Origin of the sequence: Tatumella terrea, from assembly GCF_039523755.1 — a bacterium.
GTDB lineage: Bacteria > Pseudomonadota > Gammaproteobacteria > Enterobacterales > Enterobacteriaceae > Tatumella > Tatumella terrea.
Map to the genome: position 1 here is coordinate 403,299 of NZ_BAAAFX010000013.1, position 24,100 is coordinate 427,398.

The following is a 24,100-nucleotide window of genomic DNA, read 5'->3' on the forward strand; positions in this document are numbered from 1 at the left end:
AGACCCGGTAAGGTGCCGTCCGGTCTTCTCCGGCAAGGATAAAAAGTTGTTCTGCACAGCCATAATGATCCACAATTCCTGTTCAGTCTCTTTCAGGAAAAACTATGGCTATCTGGGTAGATGCAGACGCTTGTCCTGCCGTTATTAAAGAAATACTTTATCGTGCGGCCGACAGAACGCAAACACATATTACTTTTGTTGCTAACCAGGGATTGCGGATCCCGGCTTCTCCGTGGCTTCATTCATTACAGGTGGCGGCAGGGTTTGATGTGGCTGACAATGAAATTGTGCGGCGTGTTGAGGCCGGGGATTTAGTGGTGACCGCCGACATTCCCCTGGCGGCTGAAGTGCTTGAAAAGGGCGGCGCGGCACTGAATCCCCGCGGAGAACGCTATTCACCGGCAACGATCCGTGAGCGGCTGACCATGAGGGATTTTATGGAGACCTTACGGGCCAGTGGGATGGCTTCCGGCGGACCGGCGGCACTGAATCAGAAGGACCGGCAGTTATTTGCCAATGAACTGGATAAATGGTTCAGGCAGCAATAATGCTGCCTGAAGGGGAGGACAGCGGAGTGTTTACAGGAAGCTGTCGTCGTCATCGTTAAAGCTGTCGTCGCCCAGGAAGCTGTCAAACCCACCGGAACTGTTGTCATCCCAGCGGTTATCATCGGCCGGGAAGGCATTGTCGCCCTGGTTAAAGGTATCCAGCCCCTGATCGTAATCCGGGCTTTCCAGCGGCGGTTCGTTAATGATATTCACGATCTCTTCCGGCTGTGAATGGTGGAACATGCTGGTCAGCATATCCGCCAGTACGACACCCCCGGCAACACCGGCCGCAGTTTGTAATGCGCCGCCCAGGAACCCGGTACCGCGCGGTGCAGCGGCAGGTGCAGACGTATAGCCCGGTTGCTGTGCCGGCTGTTGTGGCTGTGAGCCCCATGCCGGCTGGGCCGGTGCCGTCTGGCGAGGCTGTGAGTTGCCCCCGCCAAACAACCCGGACAGAAAGCCGCCGCTGCTTTGCTGAGGTTGCTGCTGCTGTTTTAACTGGTTTTCCAGGCTGTTAACCTGTTCATTCAGTTTTTTCAGCGCCGCTTCCTGGATAAGAATAGCCTGCGCCATGTAATAGGCGGCTGCCGGCTGATTTTGCAGATGATTTCTGATCAACTGTTCAGCGCCCGCATCACGCGGACCGGACTGGCTTTCTGCCTGCTGTAACCGGCTGAACAAGCCATCAATTATTTTTTGCTCTTCGCTCTGCATGGTGAAACCTCTCATCATCTTTTAAGACATTATCGCCGGAGGTCCGGAAACAATGTTTCTGACATTTCATAGCAACTGACACAGGCCGTCGTCACGACAAAAGCCTGTATCCTGAAATTATAGCGCCGGCACTTCTGCTTCACACCCGCGTCAGCCTCATTATATATGGGGATAGCTCAGCGCAAAGTAAATGAGGGTGCAGTAAAAAAATATTGCGAATCATCCGCCGGCCAGGCTCCGTTGGTCTCTCCGGCCTGATCACCGATGTGCGGGTGGCTGTCAGCGTGAATTCCGGTTATCATGCACGGGTTTTTATTTTCAGTCACTTTGCGAATATTCCGGCGGAGGATTAGCCTTTATGTCATTACCCATTTATCTGATAGGTGCCCGGGGTTGTGGAAAAACAACCGTCGGACATCTGTTATCAAAGACATTGGGCTATGCATTCCATGATACGGACCATCATTTGCAAACGTCACTGCAGTGTACGATTGCACAGATTGTCGCGGAAGAGGGATGGGAAAGCTTCAGGACGAAGGAAAGTGATTCACTGGTCGCGGTGACCGCGGACTCCTCGGTGGTCGCTACCGGCGGCGGGATCATTCTGCGTCCGGAAAACTGTCAGTTTATGCGGGATAACGGCCGGGTCTTCTGGCTGAGTGTCGAGCCGGATGAACTGGCAAAGCGCCTGGATGCGGAGCCTGAAAATGAACAACGTCCCACACTGACAGGGCGCCCTATCACCGAAGAGATGAGCGATATCCTGAAAGTCCGTAGCCCGCTTTATTCATCAACCGCCCACCATATTATTGATGCCACTCTGCCTCCTCAGGAGGTGGTCGACAATATTCTGCAGGTTTTGTCACAGCAGCGTGCGGGCTGAATCTGCATACGCCCTGAAGCGGCGACGGTTGCCGCTACCGCATTACCGGACCGGGACCTGACCGGTTATCCGTCGTCATACTGATAATGAAGGCGGTTAACGCCTCAGTCCGTTTTCCGGAAAGCCTGCCGGCCGGGAGACATCTCCCGCATATTGAGCCTCAGGACTGTGAACTGTCTTATAAAAGACGCTGGTTATCAGGTTGCCGTATCAGGCAGTACCTGCGCGGATACCCTTTTAAGGGGATATCTGTGCCTGACTCGCGGGCATACTCCGCTCCTCTGACTGATAAAAGCGAAGGAACGCACAGAGAAAGATAACACCTGCGAGTGGCAGGCATCGTCTGTCGTGGTCACCGGAGCCTTCAGTGTCAGTCAGGCCGGGGCAAGAATAGCGGTCTTTCCGGGGAACAGGGTTGCACTCCTGAGCTCCCCGGGGAAGAGGATAGGCCTCACACCGACGTAGCCTGACGTTCCCATCCCCGGCCATAACCTCAACATTCTGAAAAAGACTGACCTGACGCTGAAAATGGCTTAGTGCAGAGCGCCCTCCGGCACCTGTTATCGCGGTGAGTTGTCCGGTGGCGGGGCAGGTGAGGAGAGGAAAACGCTAACCTGATGATGCGGCTGATTATTCACGTGACAAGGAGATCGGACTGCTTTTACACTGTCAGCATACCCCTGCGAACGACAAAGGAAAAAAGATGCTGAAATCGAATGAGTATTTTGAAGGTAAAGTAAAATCTATTGGTTTTGAAAACTCGCTGTCAGGTGAAGCGAGCGTCGGGGTGATGTCGGCCGGAGAATATACCTTTGGAACCGGGAAGCCTGAAGAAATGACCGTGGTCAGCGGCGCATTAAAAGTCCTGCTGCCGGGGGAAACCGAATGGCAGTGGTTTGAGGCGGGTCAGGTCTTTAATGTCCCGGGCAACAGTGAGTTTTATTTACAGGTGGCGGAAGAAAGCGCCTACCTCTGCCGTTATCTGTAATTCTGTCGCGGTCATGCCCTGCTGAGCAGGGCATGAGCGTTAGCCTCAGTGCTGTGCTTCGCCGCCCAGCGCGGAAATTAAGGCTTCCGTAAAGGCGGCCAGCTCGCCGGTCATCAGCGAGAAATCGGCATCAAAACGCAGCGCGAAATCTTCCCGGTCAATATCATCGTTCTGTTCACGCAGGGTATCACTGAATTTCAGGCGTTTCAGTGAGCCGTCATCACTCACGATACATTGCAGACGTTCCTGCCAGTCAATGGCCAGCTTAGTCACCCGCTTTCCGGCTTCAATATGATGCGCAATTTCATCACTGACCAGCTCCTGCTGTTTACAACGGATCACACCGCCTTCTTCCAGGGTGGCTTTCAGCTCAGCTTCGTCCAGCAGCGCAAACCCTGCCGGCAGGGTGCCGGAGCGAACCCATTCGGTCAGGGTCAGTTCGATCGGGGTTTCCAGCGCCAGCGGCACGACAGGTAATGACCCCAGGCTTTTACGCAGCAGGGCCAGCAGATCCTCGGCCTTTTTCGCACTGGCACTGTCGACCATAATCAGCTGATGCTGCGGGTCGATCCACAACCATGTCTGGCTGTAACGGCTGAAGGCCCGCGGTAACAGGCTATGGATCACCTCATCTTTCAGGGCATCTTTTTCGGTTTTTTTCAGCTTACGCTGTTGTTCTGTTTCCAGATGATGGATTTTTGCTTCCAGTGCCTGTTTGATCACCGGGGCCGGCAGAATTTTCTCTTCTTTGCGTGCGCACAGCAGGAGCTGGCCCTGACTCACGTGCAGCAGGGAATCACTGTTATCGTTCAGAGGAGAGACCCAGCCGGATTTGGACAGGTCCTGGCTTCCGCAGGGGGTGAAACTGCAGGCACTGAGTTGTCGTTCCATATCGTCAACAGACAGCGGGATTTCCCGGTTCAGACGATACACCATCATATTTTTAAACCACAGCATCTTAATTCCTTAAGCCAGCATTTCCGGACAGAGGGCAGATGATACCCAATCAGGGGCCGGGTTTCAGCAACCGGGATAACAATTAACAACCGTGGCGGTCAGAGAGGGCGAAAACGGCGGCGGCAGGCAGGACAGAACAATGGCCCCGGGGAAGCATCAGGGCAGGAAAAGGCAACACAGAGAGACTTCCCTGTGTTGCGCCAGGAGATTACTCGCTATCCATCAGTAACTCATCATGAGGTGCCTGTGCACGCTGGGCGGTGGTCAGTCGGAAATACCCGTAACCTGCCAGCATGATGGCCACAAATAGCAGGGCGATCACCGGATTAAACCAGACCATCGAGACCAGGCAGAGCACGGCCAGTACCAGCGCAATGCCCGGCACCAGCGGATACCCCGGAGCCCGGAAGCTGCGCGGCATGTCCGGTGCGGTGCGACGTAACCGGAACAGACTGAGCATGCTCATGATATACATGACAATGGCACCAAAGACGGCGAGTGTGATCATGGCTGCGGTCAGCGACATCCCCTGCAGGTGGATCCAGTTATCGCTGAAGATAGCCAGGATACCGATCACACCTCCGGCGAGGGTGGCACGATACGGGGTCTGATGACGGGATAACTTTGCCAGTGCCGGGGGTAAATAGCCGGCGCGGGACAGAGCAAAGAACTGACGTGAGAAGCCCAGAATAATGCCGTGGAAGCTGGCAATCAGGCCAAATAATCCGATCCAGACCAGCATATGCATCCAGCGCGAATGTTCCCCGACAATCATTTTCATCGCCTGAGGCAACGGGTCATTGATATCAGAGAGTTTACGCCAGTCACCGGCACCGCCCGCCAGCAGCATTACCCCGATAGCCAGCACGACCAGCGTCAGAATACCGGAGATATAGGCGCGCGGAATGTTTTTACGGGGATCTTTGGCTTCCTCAGCGGCCATGGCAGCCCCTTCGATAGCCAGGAAAAACCAGATGGCAAAAGGGATCGCCGCAAAAACACCGCTCAGTGCCTGCAGGCCGAAACCATGGTCACCGGCCCAGCCGTGGGCGGTAAAGTTTGCCATGCTGAAGCCCGGAGAGACCACGCCCATAAATACCAGCAGTTCAATGACGGCCAGGATGGTCACAATCAGTTCAAACATCGCCGCCAGTTTCACGCCAAGGATATTCAGTCCCATAAAAATGATATAGGCACCGACAGCCGCCACTTTCGGGTCAAGTGCCGGGAACTGGATGTTCAGATACGCCCCGATAGCCAGAGCGATGGCCGGAGGTGCAAAAACAAACTCAATCAGTGTGGCAAGCCCGGCGATCAGGCCGCCGGTTTCGCCAAATGCCCGGCGACTGTAAGCGAACGGTCCGCCCGCATGCGGGATAGCGGTGGTGAGTTCGGTAAAACTGAAAATAAAGCAGCCATACATTAACGCAATCAGCAGCGTCGTGATCAGGAATCCCAGAGTCCCGGCCACGCCCCACCCATAGCTCCAGCCAAAATACTCGCCGGATATCACCAGACCAACAGCGATCCCCCACAGGGAGAATGTGCCAAGTGTGGGTTTTAGTTTTGTTGTCATCTTAGTATCCCCATCGTGAATTAACCCTCTGCCCGGCCGGTGGCCTGCAGAATGATCTGTCATTGGCATAATGCCGTGGGCTATCGGATAAATACCTGACCTTGCCGGTCAGAGTTTGTCGTCTGAAGTCAACTCCGGCGGCGGGCGGACTGATATTGTCGTCTGAAGCCAGGTTTTGCTATTGCCGGGTCAGGAAATACGTCGTTGACCACGGGCATGCTGAGTCAAAGACCGACGGACACTATTGAGTAAAGAGGGGCGCATGATGGAAGTAAAACAGAATGATCCAATGACCGATGCACAGATTTACCGGGTTGCACATCAGGCCCTCAGCCGTTATCCGGCTCTCTGCCAGGGGGAGTTATCACTGATCTGCCGTTCGGAAAACGCGACCTTTTTACTGAAAACAGCTGACAGCCGTTATGCGTTACGACTGCATCGCGCGGATTACCACCAGAAAGCCGATATCCTGAGTGAACTTCTCTGGCTGGACGCGTTAAGGGAAAGCGGGATCGAAGTGCCGGAAGCCGTCAAAGACGGGGAAGGGGAGACGGTTCAGACCGTGGTCACAGAGGAAGGCAGTGTCCGCCATGTGGTCATTTTCAACTGGATGGACGGTGAAATGCCGACCACCAATGTGGACCCGGTGGCCTTTCAGGCGCTGGGAGAAGTGACCGCCCGCCTGCATCAGCACAGCCGCCAGTGGCAGCGTCCGGCCACCTTTCAGCGCATCATCTGGGATCACCAGACCATGGTGGGTGCGTCCGGGCACTGGGGACGCTGGCAGGATGCCCCGCGACTGAACCGCGATGATCATGGGCTGATCACCGGGGCCATAGAAAACATTGACCGTAAACTGGCCGTATACGGACAATCTGCAGATCGTTACGGTCTGATCCATGCGGATCTGCGACTGACTAACTTATTACATCATCAGGGGCAAACCCGGATCATTGATTTCGACGACTGCGGTTTCGGCTGGTATATGCATGACCTGGCAGCCGCGGTCAGTTTCTTTGAGCATCATCCGCGTGCCGCAGAATGGATCGAAAACTGGCTGACCGGCTATGAAAAAATTGCGCATGTCAGTGATGACGATCTGGCGGTATTGCCAGACCTGCTGATGCAGCGGCGTCTGCAACTCAGTGCCTGGATGGGGTCGCATGCCGGAACTGAGATGGCACAAAGCCTGGAGGCTCAGTGGTCGGCAGACACGGTGCGCCTCTGCCGGCGGTATCTGGAAACCGATCGCTGGCCTGTCGGGGCGTGATCCTGAGTTGCACCGTCGCAGTGCCCGCTGCTGGTGCATGGCTCCTGCTGCCAGGTGGCCCCGGGGCTGTCACAGAACTGACACAGAGACTGGTACGGATTTTGCATAATAACCCCTGACAGGTTTAATGCAGGCAAATTCCGGAGCAGGTATGAACAGTGCAATGACTCTTTTAACCACAGCATCTCAGTCCATGGCCGGGGGCGCTTCCGGCAACCGGGGTGTTCTGGCAGCGGCAGCGACCGGATTGAGTGATTTTATTGGCAGCCAGGGCGGCGACAGTGATCGCATCTTCGGGCTGAGTGGTGTGGATCCGGAACTGCTGGGCAGCCCGACCCTGAGTCTCGGTCTGGCGAACTATTGCCGTGTGCTGGAAGAAGCGGCCCGGCACTCTTCCACCAATAATTTTGGTCTGCATTATGGCCGTCAGTTTAAGCCGCAGTCGCTGGGGCTGATTGGCTATATCGGTCTCTGTTCACCGACGCTGGAGTCAGCATTACAGAATGTGGTGCAGTTTTTCCCCTGCCATCAGCACGATACCCTGACCCGTATGGTCGATAAAGGGGATTACTGGCGGCTGGATTATCAGGTACGCCACGGGGCCATTTTATCGCGTCGTCAGGATGCAGAACTGACGCTGGGGATGTTTATGAACCTGATCCGCCACTCTGCCGGTCAGCACTGGGCTCCCCGTGAAGTCCATTTTGAACACTCCCGCCCGGAAAACTGGCACGAACACTGTAAAATTTTTGATGCCCCGGTCTACTTCGATCAGCCTTACAATTCGCTGCTGATTGGCCGCCGCGAGTTACAGCGGGCGATGCCGGACAACGATCCTATGCTACTGATGGTCGTGAAAGACGCGCTGCAACGCCTGAACACTACCCGTGAAAGTCAGGGATTGACCGGTAAAGTCAGAGCCTGTATTCATCTGCTGCTGAGCAATGGCGAACCTACCCTGGAACAGGTGGCAAAGAATATGGGGTTATCTGAATGGACCTTACAGCGCCGATTACGTGAGCAGGAGGTCAGTTTCTCACGTCTGCTGGATGCTGTACGCAGTGAACTGGCAGCTCATTATCTGCAACAGCAGTCGCTGTCCGTTTCCGCGATGGCGATGCTGCTGGGGTACTCTGAGGTCAGTGCTTTCTCGCGCGCCTGCCGCCGCTGGTATGGCATCAGTCCCCGCCAGTGGCGTCAGCAGGAGAACCCGCAGGCCTGACCCCGGCCATGCTGTAAAGCCGTATGGCCGGCGGTCTGACCTTATTCCGGCGGCAGTTCGAGAGTGCTGTAACCCAGACCGTTATTTTTGATGACCCGGATTTGTAACGGGATCCGCTCTTTCATGGCGTCAACATGGCTAATCACACCGATGATTTTTCCGCTGGCGTTCAGGCTATCCAGCGCATCGAGCGCCACATCCAGCGTTTCCGCATCCAGTGTCCCGAAACCTTCATCAAGGAACAGTGACTCTATCCGGTTCTTCTCGCTTACCAGATCGGATAACGCCAGCGCCAGGGCGAGGCTGACCAGGAAACTTTCCCCGCCGGATAAGGTGCGTGTATCCCGGCAATTGTCCGCCTGCCAGCTATCAATCACCGCCAGCTCCAGGGTGTCATCCGACTGACGCTGCAACAGATAGCGTCCGTGAAGGCGTGTCAGTTGCTTGTTGGCCAGCCAGACCAGATGATCCAGCGTCAGGCCCTGGGCAAACCGGCGGAACCGATCCCCGCTGGCCGATCCAATCAGATGGTTCAGGTGATCCCAGTCAGCCAGCAGGCGCTGTTGCTGATTGATCTTTTCGATCAGCTGCTGTTGCTGCTGACGATAACGATCATCGGCCTGAAGCTGTTCGCGAAGTTCTCCCTGCTGCCAGACCGTTTCTTTCAGTCGCTGTTTCAGGGCAGCGGTCATCTCTGTCAGGGCTTCGCTCTCTTCCGGAATCCCCTCCGGCCGCTGTTGCAGATGCTGCTGCAGGCTCTCATGCGCCTGTTGTAACAGGGTGCCGGTCTGATCGCTGGCCTGTTCCAGTTCCTGCAGTTGCCGGCGCAGGGCAGTGGCGGTTTCTTCTTCCAGCAGGGCAGCAGAGAAAGCCTCGCTATCGCTGAATCCCTGTTGCTGCAGGGCATCGCTGAATGCCAGCTCGTCGTTCTGTCGTTGTTCTGCCAGCTGGCGGCACTGCTGTTCGAGCTGACGGTGCTGACCATCCTGCAGGCTGAGTTCACGCTGTAAGGCATGAGACTGTTCCAGTAACGCCTGTTGCTGCTTTTGCTGCTGTTGTAACTCATGCTGCATGGCCTGTCGTGCCACGCTGACGTCTTTATCGGCAAATAAGGCATGGCGTTTTTCCCGCAATGCAGACAGCTGCGCCCGTTGCTGTGTGATAGTCTGTTCTGTCTGCGAGAGGGTTGTAAGTTGCTGACGGAGGTCCTGCTGTAATTTTTCCCGCGAGGTGGTCAGGCGGATCTGTTCCGGCTCACTGTCGCGAAGTTGCTGTTCATTATGTTGCCAGTGCTTCCATAGCGCCTGCTGCGTATCCAGCCACGTTTCCGCTGCCCGGATCTCTTCCGGCAGCGACAATGCGTAGCGGGCCGTCTCTTCCCGTAATGCGGCCAGTAGTTTTTCCGCCTGCCCGGCTGTCTGCCGGTAATTATTGCTGCTTTCTTCAACGGCGGCCTGACGGGTATTCTGCTGCTCCGTCATCAATGCAGTTTGTTGCTGGTGGCGCAGTAAGCGGTCATGGCATTGATAATAGTGTTCCCTGGCCTGCTGACAGGCCAGGGCGGCCTGTTCACGTTGCTGTAACTGCCGGCGGACCTGTTGTTCCCGGGCTTCTGTCTCCTGCAGATACTGTTGCAGCCGTGGCATCTCAGTGAGTTTCAGCGTCAGCCCCTCGGCCAGGCACAGCGACTGCCATTGTGCCTCAGACTCCGCCAGTGCCGCCGTCAGGGTGGAGATCTCCTCCGTCATTTGCCCGTGCTGCTGCCGGGCCTGGGCCAGTTGTTCTTTACGCTGAACACCTTGCTCCTGAAGTTCGGCCACCCGTTTATCCTGCGCGAGTTTCAGTTGCTGATTTTCGGCGGGCTGCAGTTGTTTATATTCCGCGACCGACGGATGCTCACAGGAGCCACACAGTGGGCAGGGGTGTCCGGCCTCAAGGGTCTCGCGCAATGTCGCAAGATCGGTGATCCTCGCCTCCAGTTCACAAAGAGTGATCAGCGCCTGCAGTTGTTTTCGTTCAGTCTGGAACAGCTCACGAAACTGTGTCAGCGACTGTTCATCGGCAGCGATCTTTTGCTGCAGCGCGGTTGCCAGAGGATGCAGCTTGTTCAGCTGAAGCTGTAACGGCTCAGCTTTGGTGGCCAGTAACAGCAGTTGCTGCTGACGGGCGCGGCGGGATTGTGCATCCTCCAGTGCCTGACGTAATGAGTCGCTGCTATGTGCATTTTCCAGGGACTGTTGCTGCTGCGTCAGATGTTCAAGTTTTGTGACGGCGGCCGCTTCTGCCTGCTGGAGGGGCGGAAGATGGTCGTTCAGGCCGTTCAGTACCTGTGCCTGCTGGCTGAGTTCCTGTTGCTGCTGCGTCATGCGCTCATGCAGTGTCCGGGCCGTCAGCGTATGCTGCTGCCATTGAGTCAGTCTCTCGCGCCACAGGGGCAGGGCAGGGCCCCACTCTGCCAGGCTCATATACTGCTGACGCCAGCTCAGCCACTGTTCACGCTGACCGTTCAGTTGTTGCAATTGCTGCTCAGTCTGAGTGACGGACTGACGGGTATCTGCCTGTTGCTGCTGCTGTTCGTTCAGTTGTTTCAGATACCGGGTCAGTTGCTGTTCTTCGCTGGCGATCGTGTGGTCCAGCGGGATCACCTGTTCACTGAGCAGGGTCTCCAGTTGCTGCTGCTGCATCTGTTGATGGCGATAGCCTTGTTCAGCGGTCTGCCACCGTTCGTGGGCCTGCCGGTATCCGGACTCTGTTTGTTTCAGGCGTTCGGCCGACAGGGCCTGTTCGGTGACCAGTGCCTGCTGTGACTGCCGGCGGCTCTGTAACTGCTGCCACTGCGGTCTGATTTTTTCCGCCGGCTCACTGCGCTGCAGACGCAGGCGACGGGGTTCTGCCTCTACCAGACGCTCCCGGGTCTCCCGGTGCGCCTGTTCACGTTGCCGGTGCTGCTCTGTGAGTTGCCGGGTCTGGTTCAGCCAGTGCAGGGCCTGCTCATGACGGGTCACTGCCTGCTGCAGTTGCTGTTCTGTGGTTTGCAGTCCCTGTTGCCGGTCCAGGATCTGCTGGCGGGCTACCTCATCCAGTAAGACCACCCCTGATAATCCGGCCCGCAATGTGTCGAGTTGCTGCCGTAAGGCTTTATGTTGTTCAAACACACTGCGGGAGATCTGCCCGTAGATTTCGGTGCCGGTCAGTTCTTCCAGCAGCTCAGCCCGTTCGCCCGGCGGGGCATTCAGGAAAGCCGCGAACTGCCCCTGCGAGAGCATCATCGAGCGGGTAAATCGCTGGAAATTGAGCCCGGAGAGCTGTTCGGTGTAGCGCAGCTTATCCTGAAGTTTATCCGCAACAATCACGTTATCCGCACAGCGTGCCAGTTCTGCCCGCGGGGGCTGCAGTTTACCGTCCGGCTGGTTGCGGGCACGGTTCTGGCTCCAGAACGCCCGCCAGGCTTCGCCGCGAATTTCAAATTCGACTTCGGCAAGGCAGTCGCTGCAACCGCGGCTCATCAGTGCATTCTGCGACTGACTGATATTCGGCAGTCTTGGGGTCTGGTGATAGAGTGCCAGGCAGATAGCATCGAGCAGGGTAGTTTTCCCCGCCCCGGTATCTCCGGTGATGGCAAACAGTCCGTTACCGGCAAAGGGTTCACGCCGGAAATCAATAAACCATTCCCCACGCAGGGCATTCAGGTTTTTAAACCGCAATGTCAGTATTTTCATTCACTCTCCGTGCCGGTATCCCGGACCTGTTCCAGGGTCTGAAGAAACAGCGTCAGGAGTCGCTGCTGTTCTTCTTCCGGTAACGCTTCTTCACGACTCAGACGACGCAGAAACACCTCTTCAGCGGTCAGCTCGCTCAGGGTTTCATTATTTTCGCAGTCGATACCGCGGGCCGCGCCCGTCCGGCTGCGTCGTAACAGCAGGACTTCCGCCGGGCGGCCTTCCGTCAGTGTTTCTATCCGTTGCTGCAGGTCACTGAGGTACTCCTGCTGCGTGACTTCGATATCCAGCCAGACCGGGGTGCCGTCTGCCAGCGGCGTCAGTGACGCCAGTTGCTGTTCGATGTCTGCCAGTGACCCTTTCAGCGTTTTCAGTGGCTGAACGCAGGGCACGGGTAACGGGGTGATGACCGGGGCGGATTGCGGGCTGAACTCCACCAGACATACGCTCTTCTCCGTGGCGGACTCATCAAAACTGAGTGCGATGGGTGAGCCGCTGTAACGGATATGGGGCTGACCGCCGACCTGTTGCGGACGGTGGATATGGCCTAAAGCGATATAATCCGCGGGCGGAAAGGCGGAAGCCGGGAAAGCATCCAGGGTACCGATATAAATATCACGCACCGAATCGCTTTTACTGACCCCCAGGGCCGTCAGGTGCCCGGTCGCGATGATCGGCAGCGCCGGAGACCCCAGGGTTTCGCGCAGCCGCAGGGCGGCCTGATAACAGTGCCGGTAATGGCCGGCAATCGCCTGCAGCAGATTTTGCTGTTTTTGCTGACTGTCCAGACCGGCCTGACTGAGCTGGATATCACGCGGACGTAAATACGGGATCGCACAGACAATGGCGGCAGGGCGATCCTGAGCATCGTTCAGAACCACCAGTTGATCATCGACGTCAGGGCTGGCGCTGGCGATCACCCGTGTATTCAGACAGGCCAGCAGTGCCCGTGACTCGTTCAGCACCGCCACTGAATCATGATTACCGGCCAGGATCACCAACTGGCATCCGGTTTTTTGCAGCTCAACAATAAACTGGTTATACATCTCCCTGGCATAACTGGGCGGGGATCCGGTATCAAAAATATCTCCGGCTACTATCAGGGCATTAACCTGATGCAGAGTGATCTGCGAGAGAAGCCAGTCAAGGAAAGCCTGATGTTCCTTCGCCCGGCTCCGGGAATAAAAAAACTGGCCCAGGTGCCAGTCCGAGGTATGGATAATTTTCATAATGCTCCCGAGAGTGCCTGCTGCCCGCAGTATACCTGCAGACGGTGCAGGGATAAAAAAGTATCTTTCTGCGGGTGTCAGGCGGGGTCGTCAGTAAAGATATCCCTGACATTCCTTCATAAATCTGTCATAAAACTGTCTCATAATGTGCCGCGTATACCGGAAGAATCCGGAAATATCCTCTGGAGAAACAATGGCTAAACGCATTCTTGTCGTGGAAGATGAAGCTCCAATCCGTGAAATGTTATGTTTTGTGCTGGAGCAGAATGGTTACCATCCCATCGAGGCTGAAGATTATGACAGCGCGGTGAAGCATCTGATTGAACCCTGGCCCGATCTGATCCTGCTTGACTGGATGCTGCCGGGAGGCACGGGTGTTCAGCTGATCAAATATATGAAAAAAGAAGCGATGACCCGGGATATCCCGGTCGTGATGCTGACAGCGCGTGGGGAAGAAGAAGATCGGGTGCGCGGTCTGGATGCGGGAGCTGATGACTATATTACCAAGCCCTTTTCTCCCCGGGAACTGATTGCCAGGATCAAGGCCGTGATCCGTCGTATCTCACCGATGGCCGATGATGAACTCATCGATATTCAGGGCCTGACCTTAGACCCGACCTCCCACCGGGTGATGGCCGGCGAAACCCCGCTGGATATGGGGCCAACCGAATATAAACTCCTGCATTTCTTTATGACCCATCCTGAGCGTGTTTACAGTCGCGAGCAATTACTGAATCATGTCTGGGGAACCAACGTCTACGTGGAAGACAGAACAGTGGATGTGCATATCCGCCGTTTACGTAAAGCGCTTGAAGTCAGTGGTTATGAACGTATGGTTCAGACTGTCCGGGGCACCGGTTACCGGTTTTCTGCCCGTTTCTGATAGGAGTGTGACTTTTGCTGGACAAACTTTCGTGGCGTACCTTGCTGTCAGAATTTCTGCTGGTCTGCCTCGCCGGGGGGATTGCCGGGCTGGTGAGTGGTCATCCGGGCTTGTGTCTGTTTCTGGCGGTTGCTTTATTACTGTTCTGGCATTTTTTCCAACTGATGCGGCTGTCCCACTGGTTATGGGTGGATAAAAGTATGACCCCGCCGACCGGCAAGGGGAGCTGGGAACCGTTATTTCACGGTCTGTACCTTATGCAGGCGCGCAACCGGCATCGGCGTCGTGAACTGAGAAGCCTGATCAAACGTTTCCGCAGTGGGGCCGAGTCGCTGCCGGATGCGTTAGTGCTGACTACCGAAGAGGGGAATATCTTCTGGTGCAACGGTCTGGCTCAGCAATATCTGGGACTGCGCTGGCCGGAGGATAACGGGCAAAATATCCTGAATTTACTGCGTTACCCCGAATTCAGCCGCTATTTACAGACCGCCGATTTCGATAAACCACTGACGCAATTACTGAATAATGGTCATCATATGGAGTTCAGAATTGTACCTTATACCGAAGGCCAATGGATGATCAGCGCGCGGGATATGACACAGATGCGTCAGCTGGAAAATATGCGCAGCCACTTTTTTGCCAATGTCAGCCATGAATTACGTACCCCGTTGACGGTTATCCAGGGGTATCTGGAGATGATGGAAGACGACCAGATGAATGCGCCGTTGCGGATGAAAGCGGTAGGCACCATGCAGGAACAGTCACGGCGAATGGAAGGGCTTATCCGACAGCTTATGACCCTGACCCGGATAGAAGCCGCCCCGGCCATGAATACCCGGGAGATTGTCGATGTTCCGGGGATGCTGTCGATGCTGCAACAGGAAGCTGACAGTCTGAAGCATCCGGGACAGGTGGTCAGTTTCTCGGTGGACAGCGATCTGCGGGTATCCGGCAATGATGAACAGTTGCGCAGTGCGATCTCTAACCTGGTTTACAATGCGCTCAGCCACACGCCTGAAAATACACGTATTGATATCGCCTGGCAGCGGGACGCACAGGGGGCTCTCTTCTCAGTGACCGATAACGGTCCGGGGATTGCCGCCGAGCATATTCCTCATCTGACCGAACGCTTTTACCGGGTGGATAAGGCCCGCTCCCGGCAAACCGGCGGCAGCGGCCTGGGCCTGGCGATAGTCAAGCATGCGCTGGGGCATCACGGCAGCCGGCTGTCGGTCACCAGCATCCCCGGAAAAGCCACCTGTTTCAGTTTTCAGCTTCCCTCGCGGCTGATTGTCGCTAAAGAGAACGCTGCGGAGACACTCACCTCCTGAAGTCTTTCCAGGGGCGCAGTGTCTGTGCCCCGTTCCTTCCGGCAAGGCCGTTCCCGCGGATAATGAAGTTTCCTGAAGTCAATAATGAGAAAAATTCATCTATACTGAAATTTCATCAGTTGATGAGGAATTTTCCTCATGTCATGCTACAGAAAGACATTTAGCCGTCCGGATGGCTTTTTATGACCAGTCGCCGGAACGATAGCGGACCCGGAGAATAATAATGCAAAGAGAACACGCCCCATTTCGTGCAGAAACTGTAGGTAGCTTTTTACGTCCTGCCTCCATTAAACAGGCTCGTTCAGAATTTGCTAACGGCACGCTGAGCGCAGAAGAACTCAGAAAAATTGAAGATGCCGCTATCCTGGATGTGGTAGAGAAACAACGCGCAGCCGGATTACAGGTCGTTACCGACGGTGAATTTCGTCGTGCCTGGTGGCATTTTGACTTTTTTGAAGGACTGGAAGGGGTGGAGCCTTTCGAAGCGGCTCACGGTATCCGTTTTAACGGGGTAGAAACCAAAGCCCGTGGGGTGCGTGTGACCGGCAAACTGGGATTCAAAGACCACCCGATGCTGGAAGATTTCCGTTACCTGCAGAGTATTGCCGGTGATGCCGTGGCTAAAATGACCATCCCCAGCCCGAGCGTGCTGCATTTCCGTGGCGGACGGGAATATATCGATGAAACGGTCTACCCGGATCTGAATGACTATTTTGATGATCTGGCCGCCACATGGCGCGAGGCTATCCACGCCTTCTATCAGGCCGGATGCCGTTATCTGCAGCTCGATGATACGGTCTGGGCCTATTTATGTTCCGAAGACCAGAAAGCGCAGGTCAGGGCCCGTGGTGATAATCCGGATACGCTGGCAGAAACTTATGCCAGAGTCCTGAACCAGGCGCTGATCGGTAAACCGTCTGATCTCACCGTCGGCTTACATGTGTGTCGCGGAAATTTCCGTTCTACCTGGATTTCCGAAGGGGGCTACGAGCCGGTGGCCGAAATTTTATTTGGTCAGGTGAATGTCGATGCCTTCTTCCTGGAATATGACAATGAGCGTTCCGGAGGCTTTGAACCGCTGCGTTTTATCCGCCCCGGACATCAACAGGCGGTGCTGGGTCTGATCACGACTAAAAACGGGACGCCGGAGGATCCTGCACAGGTGAAAGCCCGCATTGCAGAAGCCTCGGAGTTCCTCAGCCCGGAACAGCTCTGTCTGAGCCCGCAGTGTGGTTTTGCCTCGACCGAGGAAGGGAATAGTATTACCGAAGACGAACAATGGCAGAAGATCCGCAGTGTGGTCGCGATTGCCGGAGAAGTCTGGTAACGATGGCCTGACCCTGTCAGAAAAGGCGCGGATCCCGCGCCTTTTCGTTGTCCGTCATATGAAAAATGTATATATCCTTATGCTCCGGACAAATAATAAACACATCATCCCCGCCTGCCTGCAGCAAACACCCTCATATCCACTGCTTTTCAGAATAAATATGACATATCCTACTGGTTTGACGATCCGTTATTGCCTTTCTTCCCTATAAAAGTTTTACTTATGACCGTTATCATCAAATCCTCTGGTGAAAAATAATAAACCGAATATTTCGCTGTTTTCAGTCCGGCGCCCGGCAGGGTGTCAGTATCGGGTGAAAAATTATTCGTGGATGGATGATAACCAAACCCAACTTCCTGCTTCTGTCAGCACATGATGTGCAGAGTGATTTATGACTAAACGTTTAACTACTAAAGATATCCTTGCGCTGGGCTTTATGACTTTTGCCCTGTTTGTCGGCGCCGGCAATATAATCTTCCCGCCGATGGTGGGTGTTCAGGCCGGGGAACATGTCTGGACGGCGGCCGGTGGCTTCCTGATCACCGCGGTCGGACTTCCGGTGCTGACGGTGATTGCCCTGGCACGCGTCGGGGGTGGCATTGATGCCCTCAGCTCGCCCATCGGTAAAGCGGCGGGGCTGGTGCTGGCGACAGTCTGTTACCTGGCCGTCGGTCCGCTGTTTGCGACCCCGCGTACCGCCACCGTTTCCTTTGAAATTGGCATTGCGCCACTGGCCGGCGAAGGGGCGATGCCCTTATTCATCTACAGCCTGATCTATTTTGCGCTGGTCATTCTGATTTCCCTCTATCCGGGTAAACTGCTGGACACGGTAGGGCATTTCCTGGCGCCGCTGAAAATTGTGGCACTGGCTATCCTCGGCGTTGCGGCATTACTCTGGCCGGCGGGCGCTGAGATTCCGGCGGTAGATGTTTATCAGACGGCAGCATTTTCGAACGGCTTTGTTAACGGTTATCTGACCATGGACACCCTCGGTGCGCTGGTCTTCGGGATTGTTATCGTCAATGCGGCACGTTCACGCGGCATTGAAGACTCCGGACTGTTGACCCGCTATACCATGCTGGCAGGAATTATTGCCGGTATCGGTCTGACGCTGGTTTATCTGGCGCTGTTCCGCCTCGGGTCCGGCAGTGGTCAGCTGGTACCGGCCGGTGCTAACGGTGCGACTATCCTGCATGCGTATGTACAACATACTTTCGGCGGGGCAGGCAGCCTGTTCCTCGGTGCGTTGATCTTTGTTGCCTGTATGGTGACGGCGGTCGGACTGACCTGTGCCTGTGCTGAGTTTTTTGCACAGCTGCTGCCACTTTCCTACCGTGCACTGGTATTCATTCTGGGCGGCTTTTCGATGCTGGTCTCCAACCTGGGACTGAGCCATCTGATCCAGTTATCCATTCCGGTACTGACCGCCATTTACCCGCCGTGTATTGTGCTGGTGGTATTGAGCTTTACCCTGCGCTGGTGGAACCGCAGCACGCGGATTATTGCGCCGGCCATGCTGGTCAGCCTGTTTTTCGGGGCAATAGATGCGATTAAAGGCAGCGAATTTAAAGACTTGTTACCGGGATTCTGTCAGAATCTGCCGCTGGCCGATCAGGGATTGTCATGGCTGCCACCGACATTGGTGATTCTGGTGGTCTCTATGGTCATTGACCGGATAAAAGGGAGCCATCCGGTAGAAGTACGTCAGTAAACCGGAATACTGAAGTATAAACCACGGGCCTGCCCGTGGTTTTCTTTTTTACAGGTACAGGTCGTTATGCAAAAAACAAATACACTGCGTCGGGGGCTCAGCACCAGACATATCAGGTTTATGGCTTTGGGTTCCGCTATCGGGACCGGATTATTTTATGGCTCGGCGGATGCTATCCGCATGGCGGGACCGAGTGTTCTGCTGGCCTACATTATTGGCGGGGCTGTCGCCTATATTATTATGCGCGCGCTGGGTGAAATGTCGGTGAATAATCCGAATGCCGGCTCGTTTTCCCGTTATGCCAGAGACTACCTTGGCCCGATGGCAGGGTATATTACGGGCTGGACCTACTGCTTTGAAATCCTGATCGTGGCCATTGCCGATGTGACTGCCTTCGGGGTGTATATGGGCGTCTGGTTCCCGGATGTACCTCACTGGATATGGGTGCTCAGTGTGGTGCTGATCATCGGTGCCATCAATATGATGAGCGTCAAAGTGTTCGGTGAGCTTGAGTTCTGGTTCTCGTTCTTTAAAGTCGCCACCATTGTATTGATGATTCTGGCTGGCCTGGGGATCATTATCTGGGGTATTGGTAACGGCGGTCATCCGACCGGTATCAGTAATCTGTGGAGCCATGGCGGATTTTTTGCGCACGGGCTGACCGGAATGCTGCTGTCCCTGCAGATGGTGATGTTTGCGTACGGCGGAATTGAGATTATCGGCATTACCGCCGGTGAAGCGGACAAACCGGAAAACACCATCCCGAAAGCCATCAACTCCGTTCCGTGGCGTATTCTGGTGTTCTACGTGGGTACGCTGTTTGTCATTATGTCCATCTATCCCTGGGACCAGGTGGGGACCAATGGCAGCCCGTTTGTGCTGACCTTCCAGCATCTGGGCGTCGCCGCCGCCGCCGCGGTACTGAACTTTGTAGTGATCACCGCCTCGTTATCGGCGATTAACAGCGATATTTTTGGGGTCGGTCGTATGCTGCATGGCATGGCTGAACAGGGCGATGCACCTAAGATGTTCACCGCTGTCTCCAAACGCGGTACCCCGTGGCTGACCGTGGTGGTGATGATGGTCGCGCTGCTGATTGCCGTCTTGCTGAACTACCTGATGCCGGAAAAAGTTTTCCTGGTCATTGCCTCGCTGGCGACCTTTGCCACGGTCTGGGTCTGGATCATGATTTTACTGGCGCAGATTGGTTTCCGCAGGAAACTGGGTGCGGAAGGACGCCACCAGATCAGGTTCCCGCTACCGGGTGGCTCAGTGATGTCGGTTATCGGGATCCTGTTCCTGGTCTTTATCATCGCGCTGATCGGTTACTTCCCGGATACACGGTTGTCACTCTATGCCGGAGCGATTTGGGTGGTGTTACTGCTGGTAAGTTACCGTCTGTTTAAAAAGAAAAGTCATACCTCTTCACAAGGCTAATCTGCCCGCCGGACCGGGTTTCACCGGTCCGGCCATCGGCTAAGGGGCTGAGCTCTCCGCCGACGAGCTACGTGCGGCGGTGACCGCCCCGGCTAAGCCACCCCCCAGTGCCCGCATATCACTCCCGGTCGGATTCTGAAACACCTGCAGACTGAACGCCGGAAGGGCGGCATAAATATAATCGAAAATATCAGACTGAATATTCTCGTACTCATTCCAGTCGGTAGTGTTAGTAAAGGCGTAGATCTCAATCGGCAAGCCGTTTTCCGTCGGTGCCAGTTGTCTGACCATCAGCGTCATGTCCTGGCGGATTTGCGGATGGTTACGCAACCAGTTTTCCAGCCAGATCCGGAACGTGCCGACATTTGTCAGTGCCCGGTAATTAAGAGCCGAGGCGCTGCCTTCGGCATTTTTCTTATTCCAGTCGGTCACTTCCTGGCGCTTTTTGTTCATGTAAGGGACCAGAAAATGGGCCTGACTCAGCTGTTCAGCTTCCTGCTCTGACAGAAAGTGGATGCTGGTGGCATCGATATTCAGGCTGCGCATAATCCGGCGGCCACCGGACTCTGACATCCCACGCCAGTTCTTAAAGGAATCCGATATCAGGGCATAGGCCGGGATGGTCACGATAGTGTTATCAAAGTTCTGAACTTTCACGGTCGTCAGGTTGATATCTATGACGGCACCGTTCGCGCCGTACTTTGGCATATCCAGCCAGTCATTCAGCTTCAGCATATCGTTGGCGGCAAGCTGGATCCCCGCGACCAGACCGAGGATAGGATCTTTAAAGACCAGCATCAGGACGGCGGTCATCGCCCCCAGTCCGGTCAGTAACACGCCGGGGGATTTCCCGAGCAGGACGGAGATCATCAGAATACTGATAAGAATAGCAGCAACCAGCTTAATACTTTGCAGAATGCCCCGCAGCGGGAGTTGTCGGGCCAGCATACTGCGGGCAGTGACCGACTGCACCACATCCAGCAGTGAAAAACCAATCAGCAAGGTGAACAGGATCATCCAGAGCTGGACCGCTGTCATCAGTGTGCTGAACAGGGCCGAATTATTATCCAGACACGCCTGGGTCAGTAACTGGAATAAAATCCCCTGTAATAGCCAGGTGACACGGTGGAACAGCTTGTGGCGCAATAGCGCCTTTGGCCACTGGTAGGGGCTGGCTTCGGCACGTCGCTTGAACATCGGCAGCATCAATTTGTGCAGCAGAAGGTGTATGACCAGTGAAATAAACACGATGGCGACCAGTACCGCGACGACCGACAATGCATTGGTATAATGAGTCAGGCCCAGTGATTGCAGCCATTCGATGATTTGCTGTTGCATAAAGCTCCCTGCGTTAATTATCTCAACTCTCTTAGCTTAAGGGTTTCAGCAGGGGAGTGCGAATGACAAACAAAATTAACGGCCGTGAATACAAAACTTTACCTGTAAGGCGGCCGGGGCCTGCGATGCATACCATAGAGGAAGTCACCTGATAAGGTGACTTTTGCACCAATACGGTGAAAACACTTTACTCTGCAGTATGGTTTTTAAAGTGTCTGGCCCCTCTGGCATTTTTATTTTTTATCGGGGAAACCACCCCGATGGATTGACTGACTTAACGTTATCGATTGGAATAACAGGAATATTTACCTTAATACCTTCAGGAATGCTTTTATTGCCCCAATAACGTATCTCCTGTCAACTGCGCGGCTCAAATCAAAGCACGACTACGCCCTGATAATTATCTCTATACTTTCTTGAGGTACATCATACTTTTTTGATAAAAGTATTTTTGCCTGCCGAATAGTAATGCCCTCAGTATCACTATTTTTATTCTCAGTAATCTTAGGGGATACGACTTCAACATAAGGCATTTTATTGAATTGAAGCTTTTCTTCATCAATACCCAGTCCTTTTAACGAAGTATATGCAACAGGGTTTCTGGCACCATCCCACATGTTTTCGTACGCGATTTCTGCATATTCATCGACTCTGATTAACCAGCGTTTGGGGCGTTCTCCATCCCAATCAGGGGCAAGAACGACATCGGAAATTTTGCCTACAAAAAAAGCATTTTTATGGGGAGCAGATACATTTCCCCAATCATCATTGTGATAATCAGCCGGTCCCCGGTTTTGAACGCAGACAAGATACTTACAGGCCGATGCTCTTTTTTCATTCAGGACCCAGGAACCAGATCCACCGTCAGCGATTAAACAATCTTTACCACGAGCGGTGAATACAACTATTGCCGAATCTTTCATGCTTAGACCTTCCCAATAAAAAGTATTGTAAAACTATATACTTTTTATTTTAAAAGTAAACAATCTATTGAGGTTATACGTTTGCTGTTCCAATTTCCCTGTATTTCTCTTCCGCGTAGTGTTGGCAGACATCAAAGTGATTCTAAAGCGTAACCCGAAGAACGCGATACCGTGCCGTTTGTAAAACTATCTGAAACGCTTTGGCTTTTCCGGAGGGGATAAAGTGTTATGCATCCGAATAAACTGCCAGCAATCTGGCGGCTAAGATCCGGCAGTCCGCATAAAATGACAGAATTTGATAATTGTGTGTGTTACGGGGCGATAATACTCCTTTTCCATGCTAATGGGCACGATCTAATGTGATCTGTATCGGTTCTTTTGAGCGATGTGACTCAATTTGAAACAGTGAGTGACGGGGTATCTGTTTGTCATGCATAGCGGGGGGCGGGATATAGTACTGAAGAATGTATCAGGCTATTGCTGTGCTCTAACAATATTCTGCGCCGTGATTCAGCATCGCGGGATAAATGAAAGGGTTTCCGGTTGAACAGAGTGATAATAAACGGAGGGCAAAACGGAGGTGATTACCGGCAGAGTCCGGCAGAGGATAAGGCAGGGGAGAGCAAAAAAATAACCCGCCGCAGCGGGTTATTTCAGCAAGGTAACTTACAGCTTGCCGGCGTTTGCGGTCAGGTATTTTGCAACGCCTTCCGGAGAAGCGCCCATACCTTCCTGGCCTTTTTCCCACTGTGCAGGACAGACTTCGCCGTGCTCTTCGTGGAACTGCAGCGCATCAACCATACGCAGCATTTCGTCAACGTTACGGCCCAGTGGCAGATCGTTCACTACCTGATGACGAACAACACCGTCTTTGTCGATCAGGAAAGAACCACGCAGAGCAACGCCTGCATCCGGATGTTCGATGCCATACGCCTGCTGAACTTCACGCTTAATATCAGCCACCATCGCATATTTCACCGGACCAATACCGCCATCATTGATAGGGGTGTTACGCCATGCGTTATGAACGAACTCGGAGTCGAAAGAAACACCAACGACTTCCACACCACGTTTTTCAAACTCAGCATAACGCTTATCAAAAGCGATTAATTCTGAAGGACACACAAAAGTGAAGTCCATTGGCCAGAAAAACAGGACGGCAGGTTTACCTGCAATGTGTTTTTTAAAGTTGAAATTCTCAACAATTTCACCATTGCCCAGTACGGCTGCTGCCGTGAAGTCAGGGGCCTGACGGGTAACCAGTACCATAATCACTCCAATCGGTTAAGGGATTAACAACAACATACCCTTGGGGTATGTCATTTTCTGTAGATTATCATCGTTTCATTTGCTGACAAGAGTATGACAGCCGAAACGTGCTTTTACAGCCTTTTTTCTGCGGCAAGCTGCATAAGGCGTGGATAAAAAACAGAAAACAGCGCATCCAGTGCTGAATAATTCTCCACAAAATCCTGATAAGAATGACGTAACTGGTCAAGTTTCGGGCGGCGGTTCGCCATGCCATTCAGTACCAGCGCCAGCCGTTCCGGCTGACCGTATTTTTCCAGCCAGCGCTCAGGCCACATCAGCTGGTTGAGTTTGCGAAAAGCGTCCGGGGTATCGGGCAGAAACGGACGGATTTGCTGTTCGGCCTGCCGGCAAAAGAGACTCAGCGGGGTTGCCGGACAGTAATGATCCCAGTGGCGGGCCAGAAAATGGTCCCAGATAACATCGAGGGTGATCGGCGCGACGCGGCGGGTCTCCTCCCGGAAGAGCAGGCGGGCGGCACGGACTTCCGGTAAGGCGTCGGTCAGGCTATCCAGCCGGCGATGCAGACGGATACCTTCAGCGGTGGCGCTATCCCAATGGGTATCCGGATCACCGCGTACAAAATCGGCCATCAGGTTCCCGAGCAGCGAGCTTTCGGCCAGTGTGGCCAGGTGCAGATGTGCAAGAAAATTCATAGGGTATTATAGGCCGAACTCCGACCTGACAGCCAGAGGTTCAGTAATCCCAGCTTTTCCGTTACACTATGCCGCCTGAT

Annotated in this window: 19 protein-coding genes; 10 read left to right on the top strand and 9 right to left on the bottom strand. The window is 54.2% G+C overall.

Features of this window, described 5'->3' with window-relative positions; genetic code table 11:
- Nucleotides 1-104: 104 nt before the first annotated feature.
- On the top strand, nt 105-548 hold the full coding sequence (locus ABD035_RS10010) for a YaiI/YqxD family protein (protein WP_212714250.1): 444 nt from the start codon (nt 105-107) through the stop codon (nt 546-548).
- A gap of 30 nt (nt 549-578) precedes the next feature.
- Here ABD035_RS10010 and ABD035_RS10015 read toward each other — a convergent pair whose 3' ends face one another.
- Nucleotides 579-1,262, bottom strand: coding sequence for a DUF2076 domain-containing protein (locus ABD035_RS10015; RefSeq protein ID WP_343869784.1), 684 nt, complete (start codon nt 1,260-1,262; stop codon nt 579-581).
- 358 nt (nt 1,263-1,620) lie between these two features.
- On the opposite strand from ABD035_RS10015, the gene aroL reads away from it, so the two are divergent.
- Complete coding sequence (gene aroL, locus ABD035_RS10020; protein WP_212714251.1) at nt 1,621-2,145, top strand: shikimate kinase AroL; 525 nt, start codon at nt 1,621-1,623, stop codon at nt 2,143-2,145.
- Between the two features lie 703 nt (nt 2,146-2,848).
- Entirely contained in the window at nt 2,849-3,133 is a 285-nt protein-coding gene (gene ppnP / locus ABD035_RS10025) for a pyrimidine/purine nucleoside phosphorylase (protein ID WP_212714252.1), read from the top strand.
- A 45-nt stretch (nt 3,134-3,178) separates the two neighbouring features.
- Here ppnP and rdgC read toward each other — a convergent pair whose 3' ends face one another.
- Both rdgC and eat read right to left on the bottom strand, forming a co-directional pair.
- Nucleotides 3,179-4,090 (bottom strand): recombination-associated protein RdgC, encoded by a 912-nt coding sequence (rdgC, locus tag ABD035_RS10030; protein ID WP_343869787.1) that lies wholly within the window; start codon nt 4,088-4,090, stop codon nt 3,179-3,181.
- Between the two features lie 208 nt (nt 4,091-4,298).
- Nucleotides 4,299-5,666 (bottom strand): ethanolamine permease, encoded by a 1,368-nt coding sequence (eat, locus tag ABD035_RS10035; protein ID WP_343869789.1) that lies wholly within the window; start codon nt 5,664-5,666, stop codon nt 4,299-4,301.
- Nucleotides 5,667-5,931: 265 nt separating this feature from the next.
- Between eat and ABD035_RS10040 the strand changes: the two genes are divergently transcribed.
- Together ABD035_RS10040 and qhpR are read left to right on the top strand one after the other, a co-directional pair.
- Nucleotides 5,932-6,936 (top strand): phosphotransferase enzyme family protein, encoded by a 1,005-nt coding sequence (locus ABD035_RS10040; protein WP_212714336.1) that lies wholly within the window; start codon nt 5,932-5,934, stop codon nt 6,934-6,936.
- A gap of 151 nt (nt 6,937-7,087) precedes the next feature.
- Nucleotides 7,088-8,158, top strand: coding sequence for an AraC-like transcriptional regulator QhpR (qhpR, locus tag ABD035_RS10045; protein WP_343869791.1), 1,071 nt, complete (start codon nt 7,088-7,090; stop codon nt 8,156-8,158).
- A gap of 41 nt (nt 8,159-8,199) precedes the next feature.
- Here the strand turns inward: qhpR and ABD035_RS10050 are convergent, their stop codons facing one another.
- Both ABD035_RS10050 and sbcD read right to left on the bottom strand, forming a co-directional pair.
- Nucleotides 8,200-11,877 carry an SbcC/MukB-like Walker B domain-containing protein gene (locus ABD035_RS10050; protein WP_343869793.1) on the bottom strand — a complete coding sequence of 1,226 codons (3,678 nt, stop codon included), beginning with the start codon at nt 11,875-11,877 and terminating at the stop codon, nt 8,200-8,202.
- On the bottom strand, nt 11,874-13,106 hold the full coding sequence (gene sbcD, locus ABD035_RS10055; RefSeq protein ID WP_343869796.1) for an exonuclease subunit SbcD: 1,233 nt from the start codon (nt 13,104-13,106) through the stop codon (nt 11,874-11,876). The genes ABD035_RS10050 and sbcD overlap by 4 nt, the downstream gene beginning before the upstream one ends.
- A 193-nt stretch (nt 13,107-13,299) precedes the next feature.
- Between sbcD and phoB the strand changes: the two genes are divergently transcribed.
- The 5 genes from phoB (at nt 13,300) to proY (ending at nt 19,795) form a co-directional block, all read left to right on the top strand.
- Nucleotides 13,300-13,989 (top strand): phosphate response regulator transcription factor PhoB, encoded by a 690-nt coding sequence (gene phoB, locus ABD035_RS10060; protein WP_212714257.1) that lies wholly within the window; start codon nt 13,300-13,302, stop codon nt 13,987-13,989.
- A gap of 14 nt (nt 13,990-14,003) precedes the next feature.
- Nucleotides 14,004-15,320, top strand: coding sequence for a phosphate regulon sensor histidine kinase PhoR (gene phoR, locus ABD035_RS10065; protein ID WP_343869799.1), 1,317 nt, complete (start codon nt 14,004-14,006; stop codon nt 15,318-15,320).
- A 223-nt stretch (nt 15,321-15,543) separates the two neighbouring features.
- Nucleotides 15,544-16,647 (top strand): cobalamin-independent methionine synthase II family protein, encoded by a 1,104-nt coding sequence (locus ABD035_RS10070; protein ID WP_212714259.1) that lies wholly within the window; start codon nt 15,544-15,546, stop codon nt 16,645-16,647.
- Nucleotides 16,648-17,038: 391 nt separating this feature from the next.
- The gene (gene brnQ, locus ABD035_RS10075; RefSeq protein WP_212714260.1) at nt 17,039-18,358 is read left to right on the top strand and encodes a branched-chain amino acid transport system II carrier protein; all 1,320 of its coding nucleotides are present in this window, start codon (nt 17,039-17,041) and stop codon (nt 18,356-18,358) included.
- 66 nt (nt 18,359-18,424) lie between these two features.
- Nucleotides 18,425-19,795: a proline-specific permease ProY gene (proY, locus tag ABD035_RS10080; RefSeq protein WP_212714261.1), complete on the top strand. Its 1,371-nt coding sequence runs from the start codon at nt 18,425-18,427 to the stop codon at nt 19,793-19,795.
- 39 nt (nt 19,796-19,834) lie between these two features.
- Here the strand turns inward: proY and ABD035_RS10085 are convergent, their stop codons facing one another.
- From ABD035_RS10085 to ABD035_RS10100, 4 genes are all read right to left on the bottom strand, one after another.
- On the bottom strand, nt 19,835-21,133 hold the full coding sequence (locus ABD035_RS10085) for a mechanosensitive ion channel family protein (RefSeq protein ID WP_212714262.1): 1,299 nt from the start codon (nt 21,131-21,133) through the stop codon (nt 19,835-19,837).
- 386 nt (nt 21,134-21,519) lie between these two features.
- Nucleotides 21,520-22,056, bottom strand: coding sequence for a hypothetical protein (locus tag ABD035_RS10090; protein ID WP_343869803.1), 537 nt, complete (start codon nt 22,054-22,056; stop codon nt 21,520-21,522).
- 666 nt (nt 22,057-22,722) lie between these two features.
- Complete coding sequence (locus ABD035_RS10095) at nt 22,723-23,325, bottom strand: peroxiredoxin C (protein ID WP_212714264.1); 603 nt, start codon at nt 23,323-23,325, stop codon at nt 22,723-22,725.
- 113 nt (nt 23,326-23,438) lie between these two features.
- Nucleotides 23,439-24,020, bottom strand: a complete 582-nt coding sequence (locus ABD035_RS10100) for an acyl carrier protein phosphodiesterase (protein ID WP_343869806.1) — start codon at nt 24,018-24,020, stop codon at nt 23,439-23,441.
- Nucleotides 24,021-24,100: the final 80 nt, after the last annotated feature.

What these genes read in the sequence shown, in the direction of transcription:
- ABD035_RS10010 (WP_212714250.1), top strand. Translation starts at nt 105, where the DNA reads ATGGCTATCTGGGTAGATGCAGACGCTTGTCCTGCCGTTATTAAAGAA.
- ABD035_RS10015 (WP_343869784.1), bottom strand. Translation starts at nt 1,262, where the DNA reads ATGCAGAGCGAAGAGCAAAAAATAATTGATGGCTTGTTCAGCCGGTTA.
- aroL (WP_212714251.1), top strand. Translation starts at nt 1,621, where the DNA reads ATGTCATTACCCATTTATCTGATAGGTGCCCGGGGTTGTGGAAAAACA.
- ppnP (WP_212714252.1), top strand. Translation starts at nt 2,849, where the DNA reads ATGCTGAAATCGAATGAGTATTTTGAAGGTAAAGTAAAATCTATTGGT.
- rdgC (WP_343869787.1), bottom strand. Translation starts at nt 4,090, where the DNA reads ATGCTGTGGTTTAAAAATATGATGGTGTATCGTCTGAACCGGGAAATC.
- eat (WP_343869789.1), bottom strand. Translation starts at nt 5,666, where the DNA reads ATGACAACAAAACTAAAACCCACACTTGGCACATTCTCCCTGTGGGGG.
- ABD035_RS10040 (WP_212714336.1), top strand. Translation starts at nt 5,932, where the DNA reads ATGGAAGTAAAACAGAATGATCCAATGACCGATGCACAGATTTACCGG.
- qhpR (WP_343869791.1), top strand. Translation starts at nt 7,088, where the DNA reads ATGAACAGTGCAATGACTCTTTTAACCACAGCATCTCAGTCCATGGCC.
- ABD035_RS10050 (WP_343869793.1), bottom strand. Translation starts at nt 11,877, where the DNA reads ATGAAAATACTGACATTGCGGTTTAAAAACCTGAATGCCCTGCGTGGG.
- sbcD (WP_343869796.1), bottom strand. Translation starts at nt 13,106, where the DNA reads ATGAAAATTATCCATACCTCGGACTGGCACCTGGGCCAGTTTTTTTAT.
- phoB (WP_212714257.1), top strand. Translation starts at nt 13,300, where the DNA reads ATGGCTAAACGCATTCTTGTCGTGGAAGATGAAGCTCCAATCCGTGAA.
- ABD035_RS10070 (WP_212714259.1), top strand. Translation starts at nt 15,544, where the DNA reads ATGCAAAGAGAACACGCCCCATTTCGTGCAGAAACTGTAGGTAGCTTT.
- brnQ (WP_212714260.1), top strand. Translation starts at nt 17,039, where the DNA reads ATGACTAAACGTTTAACTACTAAAGATATCCTTGCGCTGGGCTTTATG.
- proY (WP_212714261.1), top strand. Translation starts at nt 18,425, where the DNA reads ATGCAAAAAACAAATACACTGCGTCGGGGGCTCAGCACCAGACATATC.
- ABD035_RS10085 (WP_212714262.1), bottom strand. Translation starts at nt 21,133, where the DNA reads ATGCAACAGCAAATCATCGAATGGCTGCAATCACTGGGCCTGACTCAT.
- ABD035_RS10090 (WP_343869803.1), bottom strand. Translation starts at nt 22,056, where the DNA reads ATGAAAGATTCGGCAATAGTTGTATTCACCGCTCGTGGTAAAGATTGT.
- ABD035_RS10095 (WP_212714264.1), bottom strand. Translation starts at nt 23,325, where the DNA reads ATGGTACTGGTTACCCGTCAGGCCCCTGACTTCACGGCAGCAGCCGTA.
- ABD035_RS10100 (WP_343869806.1), bottom strand. Translation starts at nt 24,020, where the DNA reads ATGAATTTTCTTGCACATCTGCACCTGGCCACACTGGCCGAAAGCTCG.